Below are 15891 nucleotides of genomic sequence, written 5' to 3' on the forward strand. Positions count from 1 at the left end.
TCACGCTTGAGTGAGCGGATACTGTTCCTTCAGCGTCTTCAGCACCTGGTCGCCGGGCATCGGCGCGCCGAACATGAAGCTCTGCACGTATTCGCAGCCCATCTGCCGCAGCTCCAGCGCATCGCTCTCGTCCGAAATGCCTTCGGCAACGACCGACAGGCCGAGCTCATGTGCCATGTTGACCATGGACTTGAGCAGCACCGCGCGTTTCGGCGTCGCGTCGTCGACGAAGCTCTTGTCGATCTTGATGGTGTCGAACGGAAAGCGCGTCAGATAGGCCAGCGATGAATAGCCGGTGCCGAAATCATCCAGCGACAGGCCGATGCCAAGCTGCTTCAGCTTGGTCAGCACATGGGCGGTCTGCTCGGGATTGTCCATCACCAGCGATTCGGTGAGTTCGAGCCGGAAGCAGCGCGGTTTCAGGTTGGCTCGCGCGATCACCGAGCGGACGTCGCTGACCAGGTCGCGGCGGATGAGCTGGCGGCTGGACAGATTGACCGAGACCGACAGCGGCGCATCGCCGATCTGCTTTTGCCATCCCGCCAGGTCTTCGGCAGCCTGCTGCATGGCGAACAGCCCAAGCTGCACGATCAGGCCGCAGTTTTCGGCAACCGGAATGAAATCCGCCGGCGGGATCATGCCGCGCCGCGGATGGTCCCAGCGCAGCAACGCTTCGAAGCCGGCAACGCTGCCGTCCTCGAGCCGCACGATCGGCTGATAGGCAAGCGTGAATTCGCGTCGCTCGATGGCGCGGCGCAGGTCGGACTCGAACTGCAGCCGGTCGGTGCCGACCGTGCGGAAGGCGGGCCGGAACGGCTCGATCCTGTCGCCGCCGAAGCGCTTGGCCTGATGCATGGCAAGCTCGGCATCCTTGACCATGTCCTCGGCCGAGGTCTGCGTGGACGTCCAGGTGATCAGCCCGATCGAGGCGGTCAGCACGATCTCGCGCTTGGCGAAGGTGATCGGGTTGTTGATGGCGTGCTTGATGGCATCGGCGATGGCCGCGATGCGAGCCGGATCCTGCTCCGACAAAAGCATCAGCGCGAACTGGTCGCCGGCAAAGCGCGACAGCGAATCCTTCGGCTTGAGCAGCCGGTGCAGCCGCCGCGCTATGGTCAAAAGGATGGTATCGCCGGCCGAGATGCCGAGCCCGTCATTGACCTGCTTGAAGCGATCGATGTCGATGACGAAGACGGTCGGGCGCACCTTCTCTTCGGTGCGGGCGATCGAAATGATCGCCTCCAGCCGGTTCATGAACAGCTCGCGGTTGGGCAAGCCGGTCAGATTGTCGTGCACGGCGTCGTGCAGCAGCCGTTCCTCGGACTTCTTCTGCTCCGTCACATCGACCATGGTGCCGACGCAGCGGATGACCTCGCCGTCCGAGCCGATCACCGGCCGGGCGCGCAGCGCAAACCAGTGATAGTGCCCGTCGGCGCCGCGCAGGCGGAAGTTTTGCGACACCCGGCCACGCCGGTGCTCGAGCACCACGTCGAGCGTCGTGCGAAACGTGTCGCGGTCGTCGGCATGCAGCACCGGCAGCCAGTTGCGGGCGGGACCGCCGAGACTGTTGGGAGCAAGGCCGAGCTGAATGCTGACGTCGGGACGAGTGACGACGCGGTCGCGCAGCACGTCCCAGTCCCACACAGTATCGCCCGATCCGGCAACCGCCAGCGCCTGCCGCTCGAGATCGGAGAACAGGCCCTGATGCAGGGCGCCGCCAGCAAAAGCGTGCTGCATCACCGTGAAGCCGATCAGCAGGATGATGAGGATCAGCCCGCCGCCCAGCGCCGGCTGGGCGATATCGTTGTCCAGCATGCCGGTGATCGCCATCCACGATCCGCATAGCCACAGCAGAACCATCACCCAACTGGGCACGAGCATGATGGCGCGGTCGTAACCGCGGATACCGAGGAAGATGATCAAGCCGAGCCCCGTCAGTGCGGTGGCTGCGAAGGACAGCCTGGCAATGCCGGCGGCAACCGCCGGATCGATGATGGCGACGCCGGCGATCAGCACCAGCCCGAGAATCCAGACCAGCGCGCCGTAGCTGAAATGGCCGTGCCACCGGTTGAGGTTGAGATAGGCAAACAGGAACACCACGAAGGTCGCCGCAAGCGCCACCTCCGTTCCGGCGCGCCACATCTGCTCGTTGCCCGGGGATATTTCTATGATCTTGTTAAGAAAGCCGAAATCGACGCAGATATACGCAAGCACCGCCCAGGCAAGGGCCGCCGTCGCCGGGAACATCGAGGTCCCCTTGACGACGAAAAGAATGGTCAGGAACAGCGCCAGCAGGCCGGCGATGCCGATGACGATGCCACGAAACAGCGTGTAGGAATTGACCGAGTCCTTGTAGGATTCAGGATCCCACAGATAGACCTGCGGCAGCTTGGGCGAGGCGAGCTCGGCGATGAAGGTGATCACCGTTCCGGGGTTCAACGTCACCCGGAACACGTCGGCGTCGGGGCTGGTCTGGCGGTCGAGCGCAAAGCCTTCGCTGGGCGTGATCGCAGCGATACGGGTCGAGCCGAGATCCGGCCAGAACAGGCCGGAATTCACCAGCCGGAAATGCGGTGCGACAATCAGCCTGTCGAGCTGCTGGTCGGTGGTGTTAGCGAGCGCGAACACCGCCCAGTCGCCGGTCGAGCGCGCGTCATTGGCCTCGACCTCGATGCGCCGCACGATGCCGTCCGGGCCGGGTGCCGTCGAGACCTGGAAATTCTCGCCTTGGTTGCGGTAGATTGCGACGGCACCCGAAAGGTCGAGCGCCACGTCGTCGCGGGCAATCTTGATCGGTTCGACCGCAAACGCCGACGATGCCGCGCAGAGCGTGACGATTGCCGCCAGCATAAAGGCAAGCAGCGACCCGTTGCGCAGAAAGTTCGTCAAAAATCAGTCCTTTGTTCCAACGCCCGGCGGATCGTCCGCGATTCGGGCGTATAGGTAATGGTCCTGCCAGATGCCGTTGATCCTGAGATAGGATCGTAGCAGTCCTTCGCGCCGGAATCCGGCTTTTTCAAGCACGCGGATCGACCGGGCATTATCGGGGATACAGGCAGCTTCGATCCGGTGCAACCGCAGCGTTTCGAAGGCGAAACGCGTCACCACCTTGACGGCATCGGTCATCAGCCCGCGTCCGCTGAAGCGCTCGCCGATCCAGTAGCCGATATGGCCGCTTTGGGCGACCCCGTGGCGGATATTGCCGAGGGTGATACCGCCGGCCAGCTTGCCGCTGCTTTTCTCGAAGATGAAGAAGGCGATCGCCGTCCCCTGCGCGTAGTCCTCGCGGTAGCGGCCGATACGGTGCCGCCACGCCGTGCGGTCGAGCTCGTCAGGCGTCCATCGCGGCTCCCACGGCTCGAGGAAGGCGCGGCTTTCACTGCGCAGCACCGACCACTCGCGATAGTCGTTGGTCAGCGGCACGCGCAGCGTGACCAGCTCGCCCTTCAGTGCCGGCAGGTCGCGGCGAAAGAAAGGGAGCGCGAACACGATGCTCGAATGGGCTTAGACGGCAAGCTTACGGGCAGTGGTCTGCGTGCCCGAAAGCGAATCGAGGATCGCCTCATAGGGCGCGAGCGTACCCACCGGCCCGACAGCTGTAAGCGTCGGCTTGGTCGAAAAAAGCCGGGACGACAGATCCGTCAGCCGCTCGACAGTCAACGCCGACAGGCGCTCCATCAGCTCTTCCTTGGCGATTGGCCTGCCGAACAGAAGCAACTGCCTGGCGATCTGCGAGGCGCGGCTGGCCGGGCTCTCGGCCGACATGATCAGCCCGGCGCGGTATTGGGCCCGCGCCCGGTCGAGCTCCTCCTGCAGGATGTTTTCGCCGGCCTTTTGCAGCTCGTCGATGATCACAGGCACCAGCTCGGCAATATCGCTTTGTCCGGTCGCGGCATGGACCCCGAAGACGCCGGTGTCGGAAAAACCCCAATGGAAGGCATAGACCGAATAGCACAGGCCGCGTTTTTCGCGGACTTCCTGGAAAAGTCGCGACGACATGCCGCCGCCGAGGATCATGGACAGGACCTGGGAGGCATAGAAATCGCGGACGTGATAGGCGCGGCCCTCGAAACCCAGCACGATCTGGGCGTCCATCAGGTCGCGATCCTCGCGAAAATCGCCGCCGACATACTGCGCATATTGCGGGATGGTGCCGTCGGCCTTGCCGCGGAAGCTGCCGAGACGCTTTTCCACCTCCCGCACGAAATCGTCGTGCTTGATATCGCCGGCCGCCACCATCACCATGTTCTCGGCGCCGTACTGTCGTTCGATGAAGTCGTGCAACTGCTTCGAAGTGAAGGATTTAACGGTTTCCGGCGTGCCGAGAATCGAGCGGCCGATAGTCTGGTGGCGAAAGGCGGTCTCGGTAAAGTGATCGAAAACGACGTCGTCGGGCGTATCGTGCGCGGCGCCGATCTCCTGCAAAATCACATGCTGCTCTCGTTCCAACTCCTGCGGATCGAATTCGGATTCCTGCAGGATGTCGGAAAGAATATCGACCGCCAGCGGCACGTCGTCGCTCAGAACCCTTGCATAATAGGAGGTCGTCTCGACGCTGGTGGCGGCATTGATCTCACCGCCGACGTCCTCGATCTCCGAGGCAATCTCGAAGGCGCTTCGCCGCCTGGTGCCCTTGAAAGCCATGTGCTCGAGCAAGTGCGCCATTCCGTGCTCTTCGTCACGCTCGTTGCGTGCGCCCGACTTGACCCAGGCGCCAAGGGCAACAGATTCGAGGCTTGGAAGGGTTTCGGTGGCGACTGTCAGGCCGTTCGACAGACGGCTTACCTCAACACCCATATGGCAATTACTCCCTAACGCGCCGCCCGCGTGTGGCGGCCGAGGTAATCTTCCACCATTTTCAGGTCGGATGGAAGTACCGTGTATTTTTCCTCGGCGCTCATCAACCCGCCTAGCCATGCAGGCAGGGCAGGCGACACGCCGCTGGCGGCTTCGACGGCGGCCGGAAACTTTGCCGGGTGCGCAGTGCCCAGCACCACCATCGGCACCTCACCCGCAGCCTTGCCGGCGGCCACATGCATGGCCGCGGCCGTATGCGGGTCGATCAGATAGCCGCTCGCCGCAAGTGTGGTGCGGATGGTGGCGGCGACCTCGTCCATGGTGGCGCGGCCGGCGTCGAATTCGGAGCGGATCTTGGCGATTTCGCCAGCCTCGATGGTGAAGGCGCCGGACTGCTTGAGCCCGTTCATGTAGCGCCGCACGGTCGAGGCATCGCGGCCGGACGCTTCGAACAGCAAGCGTTCGAAGTTCGAAGACACCTGGATGTCCATCGAGGGCGACGTGGTCGAAAAGACCCCCTTCATGCGGTATTCGCCGGTCGCCAGTGTGCGCGCCAGAATATCGTTGTCGTTGGTGGCGATGATCAGCCGTTCGATCGGCAGCCCCATTTTCTTGGCGGCATAGCCGGCAAAGATGTCGCCGAAATTGCCGGTCGGCACGGTGAAGGAAACCGGTCTGTCGGGCGCGCCGAGCGACAGCGCGGAGGAGAAATAATAGACGATCTGGGCCATGATGCGGGCCCAGTTGATCGAATTGACGCCCGACAGCGATACCCGGTCGCGAAAACCGTGGTCGTTGAACATGTCCTTCACCAGGCCCTGGCAGTCATCGAAATTACCTTCGATCGCCAACGCATGGACGTTTGCGGCGGTCGAGGTCGTCATCTGCCGCTGCTGTACCGGCGAGACGCGGCCATGCGGGAAAAGCACGAAGATGTCGGTGCGGTTGCGCCCGGCAAAGGCATCGATGGCGGCCCCTCCGGTGTCGCCGGAGGTGGCGCCGACAATGGTGGCGCGCTGGTCGCGCTCGGCCAGCACATGGTCCATCAGCCGTGCAAGAAGCTGCATCGCCACGTCCTTGAACGCGAGCGTCGGGCCATGGAAGAGCTCGAGCACGAAGCTGTTCGGCCCGGTCTGCACCAGCGGGCAGACGGCCTCATGGCGGAAGCTCGCATAGGCTTCGCGCACCAGCCGTTCGAACACCGGCGCCGCGATCTCGCCGCCGAGGAACGGCGACAGCACACGGATGGCAAGATCGGGATAGGCAAGGCCGCGCATGGCGCGGATCTCGGCTGCTGAAAAATGCGGCCAGGCGCTCGGCAGGTAGAGCCCGCCGTCGCGCGCCAGTCCGGCCAGCACCGCGTCGGAAAATCCAAGCGCGGGCGCTTCCCCGCGGGTACTCACATATTGCATCGTCGCGTTTCCATTGCTGTCGGGAATTTTCGCCCGCCGCGAGGTGGTGGATTTCTGCGCTGGCTCAGTCGCATTTTTGCCGCGCGGTTGATATACGTCACCGGCTTTGCGAGAGGGAAGTGCAGTTCATGGCGTTTCATTCATTCAACGGTCGTTTTGTCGCGGGTCTGGGGCTCGCCGGCTTTATGCTTGCCGCCGCAGGCTGCCAATCGAGCGACAATGGTATTCTCGGCTTCGGCAAGAAGGACACGACGCCGCCACCGCCACCCGATCCCAAGGTGCTTTCCAGCCAGCTGCAGGCCTATTGCCCGAAAGTGACGTTGCGTGACGGCACCGCCTTCTTCAATACCTACGCCAAGAGCGGTCCGAAGCCGAAGAAAAAAACCGATGTCCCCGCCGAGGAAGCCGCCCAGCCGGCAGCGGGCGCGGCAGGCGTCGATCAGCCGGACGATTCCGCCAAGATCATCTATCAGGCTTCGATTACCGATGTGACCCGCGACTGCAGCCGCGCCAACGGCTCCTTGTCGATGAAGATAGCCGTCGCCGGCAAGGTCGTGCCTGGCCCGATGTTCACCCCCGGGACCATCACCATGCCGATCCGCATCGCGGTGATGCACGGCACCGAAGTCCTCTATTCGCAGCTTCACTCCTATCAGGTCCAGGTTACCGATCCTTCGAGTGCCACACAGTTCGTCTTCACCGATTCCAACGTCGTCGTTCCGGAGCCGACGGCGAAGGACTACCAGGCATATGCCGGGTATGACGAGGGCGCTCCGAAAGTAGCGACAGACAAGCCAAGGAAGAAGAAAGCCGCCGCGACCAACTAAGCCGCTGCATTCGCGCCACGGCGGCTGGAGGCGGCCTCTCACGCGTCCGCCGACCATTCCGACAGCGCGGCGATCACGCTTTTCAGTTCCGCCCAGCGGCGGATGACCGTTTCCGCGCCGGCCTCGGTCAGCGCATCGGCGTGGCCGGGATAGCTGTGCGCCGCGCCGGTAAAGCCGATGACGCGCATTCCCGCCGTCTTGGCGCCGGTGACGCCATGCACCGAATCCTCGATGACAAAGGTGTTCGCCGGATCGGCCTTGAGCTTTTCCGCGGCGAACCGAAACACGTCCGGCGCCGGCTTGGTTTTCCCGGTCGGGGTTTCCAGCGAGGAAAAGATCCGGCCGGCAAAGAACGGCAAAAGCTGCACCTTCTCCAGCATGAATTCGATCCGCTCAGAACGCGAATTCGAACAGACGCAGCGCGGCACTGCTACCGCGGCGACAGCTTCGTGCGCTCCGTCAATGGCACGCACGTCGCTGCGCAGCCTACGATCGACAAGCTGTTCCTCCTTGTCGATCAGGGAGGCCTGGAACGGGATCCGGGACTTTTCCTCGACCCGCATCATGATGTCCTTGAATGTCAGCCCGGCATAGACCTCGGAGATCTCCTCGGCCGATATCTCGTAGCCAGCCGAGGTCAAAAGCTCGGCATCGATACGCGCGGCGATGATTTCGGAATCGACGAGCACGCCGTCGCAATCGAAGATGACAAGATCTGGCTGGGGCATGGTGATCCGGGAAGCGGGATGAGGGGAATGCGGAGAGGCCTTGGTCAAAACGGCTCAGGCGGCGCGGCATACACGAACAGGCCGGGCTTCGCAAATTCGGCGGGCTGCTTCACTGAATATTTACGCTGATCGGTAACCATAACGGACAGTAAACAGTAACGCGTGCCTTGGGTGTCACAATGTCTGCCGTGCGTCTTCTCGACGACCTTTCCGATGCTCCCCAGCAATCCGAGTGGCTGGATACGATCCTGAAGGGCGACTGCGTCGCCGCGCTCGAACGGCTGCCGGAAAAGTCGATCGACGTGATCTTTGCCGATCCGCCTTACAATCTGCAGCTCGATGGCGATCTGCACCGGCCCGACCAATCCAAGGTCGATGCCGTCGACGACCATTGGGACCAGTTCGACAGTTTTGAGGCCTACGACGCCTTCACTCGCGCTTGGCTGCTGGCGGCGCGCCGCGTGTTGAAGCCCAACGGCACGATCTGGGTCATCGGCTCCTACCACAATATTTTCAGGGTCGGCGCCAAGATGCAGGACCTGGGCTTCTGGATCCTCAACGACGTCGTCTGGCGCAAGACCAATCCAATGCCCAATTTCCGTGGCCGCCGTTTCCAGAACGCGCATGAGACGATGATCTGGGCATCGCGCGACCAAAAGGGCAAGGGTTACACATTCAACTACGAGGCGCTGAAGGCGTCGAATGACGACATTCAGATGCGTTCCGACTGGCTATTTCCGATCTGCACCGGCGGCGAGCGCCTGAAGAACGACAATGGTGACAAATTGCATCCGACGCAGAAGCCGGAAGCGTTGCTTGCCCGCGTCATGACGGCATCGACCAGGCCGGGCGACATCGTGCTCGACCCCTTCTTCGGTTCAGGTACCACCGGGGCTGTGGCCAAGCGGCTTGGCCGCCACTTCGTCGGCATCGAGCGTGAGCAGGCCTATATCGATGCCGCCATGGAACGTATCGATGCGGTCCGGCCGCTGGAAGGCGCCAATTTGACGGTGCTGACCGGCAAGCGGGCCGAGCCGCGCGTCGCATTCGTCACGCTTCTCGACAATGGCTTGGTGGCGCCCGGCGCCACGCTCTACGACGCCAAGAAGCGCTGGGCGGCAAAAGTGCGTGCCGACGGCACGCTGGCGATCGGCGACAATGCCGGGTCGATCCACAAGATCGGCGCACACGTGCAGGGGCTGGACGCCTGCAATGGCTGGACCTTCTGGCATTATGAGCGCAGCGGCGGCCTAACCCCGATCGACGAGCTTCGCCGCATTGCCCGCCTGGGCATGGAGCGGGCAGGAGCCTGAGGCTCCGAGTTGCGACAGATCGGTTATGCGAAGGCTCACCCAACCTCTGGAAGCGATTCAAATCAGACTTTGATCCCAAGGCGCTCAAGGTCCGCCCTGAGCGTCTTTGCGTCGGTGAACAGCACAGCCTGCCAGCCGGCCGCCTTGGCGCCGTCGACATTCTTCTGGCTGTCGTCGATGAACAGCGTGGCTGCCGGATCGAGGCCGAACGCGGCGACGTGGTGATCGTAGATGGCGCGATCCGGCTTGATCTGGCGGATGTCGCCCGACACGGTCACGCCGCGCGGCCTATTGAGGAAATCGAACCGCTCGCGGGCCTCGGCAAGCGTATCGGCCGCGAAATTGGTAAGCATCGTCACGTCGTGGCCGCTCTCGATCAGCCCGATCATGATGGCGACGCTGTCCTCATAGGCATGAGGCACCATCTCGTGCCAGTGCCGGCGGAAATTGCGGATGTTTTCGGCATGGTCGGGATACTGAGCGATTGCCAGCGCTTCGGCCTCTTCCCAACTGCGGCCGCGGTCCTGCTCGATGTTCCAGTCATGCGTGCAGACATTGTCGAAGAACCATTTCCGTTCGTCGGGATCGGGGATCAAGCGGCTGAAGGGCAGGTTCGGATCATAGTGGATCAGCACTTTGCCGATGTCGAAAACGATGTGGCGGATTTCGGACATTCTTCTCTCTTTCAATGCGGCCGCTGCTTTTTCGTCGCGCCCGGTATCGCCGCTTCGATTACCTTTTTCATGACGCTCGGCAGCGCCTCCCCGGAAATTTCATGGGCCAGCGACCAGAAATGCCCGGCCGGGGCGGCACTGTCGGTCTCCGCCTTGAACACGTCGAGTTCAAGCGCAAAATGGGTAAAGATATGGCCGATGCGTCCGGCCTGCCGCCAGTCGCCGGGGAACGGGGCTGCCGCCGCCGTGGTGGCGCCATCGATCCGCGCGGTCCAGCCGGTCGTCGGCACTTCTGTCATGCCGCCCAGCAGGCCTTTATCCGCGCGCTTGCGCAAAAGGATGGCGCCGTCGCTCCTGACGGCGACGAAGGCGGCGCCGCGGCGCAAGGGTTTCTCGGCCTTGGGCAGGCGGACCGGAAAGCGCTCGGGATCGCCCGAGATTGTGGCGCTGCAATCCTGCCTGACGGGGCAGAGCATGCAGCGGGGCCGGCGCGGCGTGCAGATCGTCGCGCCCAGGTCCATCATCGCCTGCGCGAAGTCGCCGGGCCTTGTCGGGGGAACCATGCGTTCGACCTGGCCGCGTATCTCGCCCTTGGCGTCGCCCAGCGGCGTGGCGATCGAATACAGCCGTGAGACGACCCGTTCGACATTGCCGTCGACGACCGCGGCTGGTCGGTCGAAGGCGATCGCCGCGATCGCCGCCGCCGTATAGGCGCCGATGCCGGGCAGTTCCCTCAAGCCGGACTCGCTGTCCGGAAAGCGGCCGCCTTGCCGCGCGACGAGATCGGCGCAGGCTTTGAGGTTACGGGCGCGGGAATAATAGCCGAGCCCGGCCCAGGCCTTCATGACGTCTTCGGTCGGTGCCGCCGCCAGTGCCTCGACAGTTGGCCATTTCTGCACGAAAGCCCGGAAATAGGATTTTACCGCCTCGACCGTGGTTTGCTGCAGCATCACCTCGGAAAGCCAGACCAGATAGGGATCTGGCTGGGCGCCGCCTGCCAGCGCACGCGGTGGAACGCGCCACGGCAGCTCGCGGTGATGCGCGTCGTACCAGCCAAGCAGCCGGAACGCGATCTCGCCATTGTCTCCGGATACGGCCTTGCGGGTCTGGTCGTGCAGTGCCATTGATCGAGGGTCGGCTCTAATCCACTGGTGCTGAAGCTGGAGAACGCACATGGCAGGGAAAAGGCCCTTCGGCAATCCCGTTCCGGTGAGCGATCTCGCAACCGAGATCCTCGACCCGGTGCTGCGCAAGCGGGCCGGCATGTCGATCGGGCTGGTCCAGTCGTGGGAAGAGATTGCCGGACCGCGGCTTGCCGGCCGCTCACGCCCGGAAAAGATCCAGTGGCCGCGCCGCATGCACGAGGACGATCCGTTCGAGCCGGCAGTGCTGGTAATTGCCTGCGAGGGTGTGGCGGCACTGCATCTGCAGCACGAGACCGGCGAGATCATCAACCGGGTCAATGCGTTTCTCGGTTTCAATGCGATCGGCCGGATCAGGATCGTGCAGAAGCCGGTAATGGCGGGCAAGGAAAAGCCGAAATCCAGTTTGCGGCCGCTGACCGTGGCGGAGAAGGCGAAGCTGTCGGGCACTGTCGGTTTGATCGAGGACGACGGGCTGCGCGCCTCGTTGGAGCGGCTTGGCGCCACCATTCTTGGTCAAAAGAAGCCGTGATCTCGCGCTATCGTGATGGTATGCCCGGATTTGGCGATTGGAATAGGGGCGGTAATGCCTTAATTCGCGCCAACTCTCGCTTTTTGTAGCCTTTGCATTGCAAAATCCAACTATTGCCAGGTGATTCGTATGCTTCGTTCCTTGTCCCGCAGACACCTTTTGACTTCGCTGGCCGCAATACCAGCGGCGGCCCTGCTTGCCGCCTGCAGCGACTCGGGCGAGAAAGCCGAGGCGCAGGATGTGAAACCTGCGGCTCCGGCGGAACCTGCGAAGCCGGCCGCCCCGGCCGCCGCCAAAGCGCCGGAAGCTCAGGGCACGGTGGATATGGCAGCCTTGTTGAAGCCCGGCGCGCTGCCCGACATGCAGCTCGGCAAGGACGATGCAAAGGTCACTATCGTCGAATATGCATCGATGACCTGCCCGCATTGCGCGCATTTCGCCGAGACCACTTTTCCGGAGCTGAAGACGAAATATATCGACACCGGCAAAGCCCGTTACATCCTGCGCGAGTTTCCGTTCGATCCCAGCGCCGAGGCCGGTTTCATGCTGGCGCGCTGCTCCAAGGACAACTATTTCCCGATGGTCGACGTTCTGTTCAGGCAGCAGGCCAACTGGGTTGGTGTGAACAATACCAAGGACGCACTGCTGCAAATCGCCAAGCTTGCCGGTTTTACACAGGAGTCCTTCGAGGCCTGCTTGACGGACCAGAAACTTCTGGACGATGTGAGATCCGTCCAGAAGCGCGGCGCCGACGAATTCAAGGTCGATTCCACACCGACCTTTTTCATCAACGGAAAGACCTACAAAGGGGCGATGTCGATTGCGGAAATGTCGGCCATCATCGACCCTCTGCTCTGACGTTTCGGCAGTGCCGAAGCGGCGTCGCTTCGGCGTACGCACTTCTTTGTCTTGCCGCGGGTTCTCCTTGCAAAACCCCGGAACAGTGTTGCGAAACTTGGTTATGGGCCGGCGCGAATGAAGTTCTCGCGCCTTCGCCTGCTCGGCTTCAAATCCTTCGTAGAACCCGGCGAGTTCGTCATCGAACGCGGTCTGACCGGCATCGTCGGGCCGAATGGCTGCGGCAAATCGAACCTCGTCGAGGCGCTGCGCTGGGTTATGGGCGAAAGCTCCTACAAGAACATGCGTGCGTCCGGCATGGACGACGTCATCTTTTCCGGTTCCGGAACACGACCGGCCCGCAACACCGCTGAAGTCACGCTTTTTCTCGACAACAGCGAGCGTAGCGCGCCCTCGGCCTTCAATGATGCAGACGAGTTGCAGGTTTCGCGCCGCATCGAACGCGAGGCGGGTTCGCTCTACCGCATCAACGGCAAGGAAGCCCGCGCCAAGGATGTGCAGCTGCTGTTCGCCGACCAGTCGACCGGCGCGCGTTCGCCATCGATGGTCGGGCAGGGCCGCATCGGCGAGCTGATCCAGGCAAAGCCGCAGGCGCGCCGCGCGCTGCTGGAAGAGGCAGCCGGAATTTCCGGACTGCACACACGGCGCCACGAAGCCGAGCTGCGGCTGAAGGCGGCGGAACAGAACCTCGAAAGGCTAGACGACGTCGTCGGCGAACTGGAAAGCCAGATCGAAAGCCTGAAACGCCAGGCCCGCCAAGCCTCGCGCTTCAAGAACCTGTCGGCCGACATCCGCAAGGCCGAAGCGACGCTGCTGCATCTTCGCTGGACGCTGGCCAAGACGCAGGAAGGCGAAGCGCGTTCGGCGCTGGCGATTGCCACCGCGCTGGTCGGCGACCGTGCCGCAGCCCAGATGGCTGCCGCCAGGGAACAAGGCATCAACGCCCACCGGCTGCCGGACCTGCGCGATGCCGAAGCCGCCGCCGCCGCAGCCTTCCAGCGTCTGTCGATCGCCAAGGCGCAGATCGAGGAAGAGGCAGGCCGCATCCGCGCCCGCCAGGCAGAGCTCGACCGCCGACTGCAACAGCTTGATGGCGACCTTGCCCGCGAGCAGCGCATGGTCCGCGACAATGCGGATATCCTCGAACGTCTCGCCGCCGAAGAAGCCGCGCTCAACGCCGAAAACGCAGGCGCCGCCGAGCGCGAGGCCAGCACCCGCGCGGCTTTCGAGCAGGCGGCATCGACGCTTGCCTCGAGCGAGGCCAGGCTCGCCGCGCTGACCGCCGAACGGGCGGAGGCCGCCGCCTCGCGCAACCAGATCGAACGGACGCTGCGCGACACCGCTGAGCGCCGCGACCGCTTTGCCCGCCAGCTTGCCGATGTCGACCGCGAATTGTCGGAGATCGTCTCCAGGGTCGCCGGCCTGCCCGATCCCGCCGAGAAGCGGCTGCTGGTCGAACAGGCGCTGGCACTGCTCGAAGGGGCCGAGGCAGCAGCGATTGCAGCAGAACGGGCGGTCGCCGAGGCGCGTGCGGGCGAAGGTGCTGCCCGCCCACCGGTTCAGGACGCAAAAGCCGAGCTGGCGCGGATCGAAACCGAGGCCCGCACGCTTGCCAAGATCCTCAACGCTGCGAGCGGCGACTTGTTTCCCTCGGTGCTGGAGCAGATCAGCGTCGAGCGCGGCTACGAGACGGCGCTGGGTGCCGCACTTGGCGAAGATCTCGACGTGCCGCTCGACCGCAGCGCGCCGGTGCATTGGGGCCAGAGCGAAATCCAGCCCGGCGACGCCGCGTTGCCCGAAGGTATAAAGAGCCTCGCCAGCGTGGTGCGCGCGCCGGCGCAGCTGGCCCGCCGGCTGGCCCAGATCGGCATTGTCGAAGCCGCCGACGGAAGAAGGCTGCAGACGCTGCTGGCCCCCGGTCAACGGCTGGTCAGCCGCGAAGGCGCGCTGTGGCGCTGGGACGGCTTTACCGCCAGCGCCGATGCGCCGACCGCCGCCGCGCAGCGGCTGGCGCAGAAAAACCGGCTGGCCGAACTCGACGCCGAAGCGATCCATGCCACCCGCATACTGCGCGACGCCGAACAGGCTCTTGCCCGGGCCGAACAGGCGCTTGCCCAGGCGAGCGAAGCCGAACGCTCCGCTCGACAGGCCGGGCGCGACGCCCAGCACGGGCTGGACGCTGCTCGCAATGCGCTGGCCGAGGCCGAAAAGGCCGGCGGCGAACTGTCGAGCCGGCGTGCAGCACTTGACGAGGCGCGCGCCCGCATTGTCGACAGCCATGAGGAAACGGCGACAGCATTCGTCGAGGCGGAAATGCTGCTGCAGGACGCGCCCGATCTCGGCGATCTGCAGTCGCAACTCGACCAGTCGGCCGCCAACGTCGCCCGCGACCGCGCCGCCCTTGCCGATGCGCGCGCCGTTCACGAGGGCCTGAAGCGGGAAGCCGAGGCACGTGCGCGCCGGCTCGACGCCATCGGCGCGGAACGGCGCAACTGGGTGGAGCGCGCCGAAAACGCGTCGACGCAGATCACGGCGCTCGGCGAACGCAAGGCCGAGGCCGAGGCCGAGCGCGAGCGGCTGGCCGACGCCCCCGACGAGATCGACGCCAAGCGGCGCGCCTTGCTGTCGCAGCTCGCCGAGGCCGAAAGCCTGCGCAAGGCTGCCGGCGACCGCTTGCAGGAAGCGGAGAACCGGCAGTCCGAGCTGGACAAGGCTGCGACCGCTGCCATCCAATCGCTCGCTGAAGCGCGCGAAACGCGTGTTCGCGCCGAAGAGCGGCTGACCGCCGCCGACGAGCGTCGGCTGGAAGTCGAAGCGCGCATCCAGGAAACGCTGAACACGCCGCCGCATCTGGTGATCCGCCACACCGGCCTCGAACCCGACAGCCCGATGCCCGAAATGGCCGAGATCGAGCGTCAGCTCGACCGGCTGAAGGTCGAGCGCGAACGGTTGGGCGCCGTCAATTTGCGCGCCGAGGAAGAGCAGAAGGAACTGTCGGACCGGCTGGAGACCATCGTCTCCGAACGCGACGACATCATCGAGGCGATCCGGAAGCTGCGGCAGGCGATCCACAGCCTGAACCGTGAAGGCCGCGAGCGGCTGCTCGCTGCCTTCGAGGTGGTCAACGGCCATTTTCAACGGCTGTTTTCGCATCTGTTCGGCGGCGGCACCGCCGAGCTGCAACTGATCGAGTCCGATGATCCGCTCGAAGCCGGGCTCGAGATCCTGGCGCGACCGCCCGGCAAGAAGCCCCAGACGATGACGCTGCTGTCCGGCGGCGAGCAGGCGTTGACGGCCATGTCGCTGATCTTCGCAGTGTTCCTGACCAACCCGGCGCCGATCTGCGTGCTCGACGAAGTCGACGCGCCGCTCGACGACCACAATGTCGAACGCTTCTGCAATCTGATGGACGAAATGGCCGCAACCACCGAAACGCGCTTCGTCATCATCACACACAACCCGATCACGATGGCGCGCATGGACCGGCTGTTCGGGGTAACCATGGCCGAGCAAGGCGTCAGCCAACTGGTGTCGGTTGACCTGCAGGCGGCTGAGGCCATGCGCGAGGCAAGCTGACGCATCAGCTTAGTGGTGGTCTCCACGTCGGC

Annotated in this window: 12 protein-coding genes; 5 read left to right on the forward strand and 7 right to left on the reverse strand. The window is 64.0% G+C overall.

The features are described 5' to 3' along the window. The 4 genes from NKJ35_RS07430 to thrC are packed head-to-tail and all read right to left on the reverse strand — an operon-like array spanning position 1 to position 6209. On the reverse strand, positions 1–2889 hold the full coding sequence (locus tag NKJ35_RS07430; RefSeq protein WP_302895658.1) for an EAL domain-containing protein: 2889 nt from the start codon (positions 2887–2889) through the stop codon (positions 1–3). A 3-nt stretch (positions 2890–2892) separates the two neighbouring features. Then, complete coding sequence (locus tag NKJ35_RS07435; protein ID WP_254818464.1) at positions 2893–3489, reverse strand: GNAT family N-acetyltransferase; 597 nt, start codon at positions 3487–3489, stop codon at positions 2893–2895. Between the two features lie 15 nt (positions 3490–3504). Further along, on the reverse strand, positions 3505–4797 hold the full coding sequence (locus NKJ35_RS07440) for a M16 family metallopeptidase (RefSeq protein WP_292657506.1): 1293 nt from the start codon (positions 4795–4797) through the stop codon (positions 3505–3507). A gap of 14 nt (positions 4798–4811) precedes the next feature. Beyond that, complete coding sequence (thrC, locus tag NKJ35_RS07445; protein WP_352645936.1) at positions 4812–6209, reverse strand: threonine synthase; 1398 nt, start codon at positions 6207–6209, stop codon at positions 4812–4814. A 128-nt stretch (positions 6210–6337) separates the two neighbouring features. On the opposite strand from thrC, the gene NKJ35_RS07450 reads away from it, so the two are divergent. Continuing rightward, positions 6338–7036, forward strand: a complete 699-nt coding sequence (locus NKJ35_RS07450) for a hypothetical protein (protein ID WP_352645937.1) — start codon at positions 6338–6340, stop codon at positions 7034–7036. Between the two features lie 38 nt (positions 7037–7074). Here the strand turns inward: NKJ35_RS07450 and NKJ35_RS07455 are convergent, their stop codons facing one another. After that, positions 7075–7764, reverse strand: a complete 690-nt coding sequence (locus NKJ35_RS07455; RefSeq protein WP_254818468.1) for an HAD family hydrolase — start codon at positions 7762–7764, stop codon at positions 7075–7077. A 179-nt stretch (positions 7765–7943) separates the two neighbouring features. Here NKJ35_RS07455 and NKJ35_RS07460 point away from each other — a divergent pair, with 179 nt between their 5' ends. Then, the gene (locus tag NKJ35_RS07460; protein WP_254818469.1) at positions 7944–9077 is read left to right on the forward strand and encodes a site-specific DNA-methyltransferase; all 1134 of its coding nucleotides are present in this window, start codon (positions 7944–7946) and stop codon (positions 9075–9077) included. 62 nt (positions 9078–9139) lie between these two features. Here NKJ35_RS07460 and NKJ35_RS07465 read toward each other — a convergent pair whose 3' ends face one another. Both NKJ35_RS07465 and mutY read right to left on the reverse strand, forming a co-directional pair. Continuing rightward, entirely contained in the window at positions 9140–9751 is a 612-nt protein-coding gene (locus NKJ35_RS07465) for an HAD family hydrolase (protein ID WP_352645940.1), read from the reverse strand. A gap of 11 nt (positions 9752–9762) precedes the next feature. After that, positions 9763–10875 carry an A/G-specific adenine glycosylase gene (gene mutY / locus NKJ35_RS07470; RefSeq protein WP_352645942.1) on the reverse strand — a complete coding sequence of 371 codons (1113 nt, stop codon included), beginning with the start codon at positions 10873–10875 and terminating at the stop codon, positions 9763–9765. 49 nt (positions 10876–10924) lie between these two features. On the opposite strand from mutY, the gene NKJ35_RS07475 reads away from it, so the two are divergent. From NKJ35_RS07475 to smc, 3 genes are all read left to right on the forward strand, one after another. Continuing rightward, positions 10925–11425 carry a DUF721 domain-containing protein gene (locus tag NKJ35_RS07475; RefSeq protein ID WP_352645944.1) on the forward strand — a complete coding sequence of 167 codons (501 nt, stop codon included), beginning with the start codon at positions 10925–10927 and terminating at the stop codon, positions 11423–11425. A gap of 129 nt (positions 11426–11554) precedes the next feature. Beyond that, positions 11555–12283: a DsbA family protein gene (locus tag NKJ35_RS07480; RefSeq protein WP_254818473.1), complete on the forward strand. Its 729-nt coding sequence runs from the start codon at positions 11555–11557 to the stop codon at positions 12281–12283. Positions 12284–12400: 117 nt separating this feature from the next. After that, positions 12401–15859: a chromosome segregation protein SMC gene (gene smc / locus NKJ35_RS07485; RefSeq protein WP_352645946.1), complete on the forward strand. Its 3459-nt coding sequence runs from the start codon at positions 12401–12403 to the stop codon at positions 15857–15859. Positions 15860–15891 lie beyond the last annotated feature (32 nt).

The organism is Mesorhizobium sp. M0136 (genome assembly GCF_040322515.1).
Classification (GTDB): domain Bacteria; phylum Pseudomonadota; class Alphaproteobacteria; order Rhizobiales; family Rhizobiaceae; genus Mesorhizobium.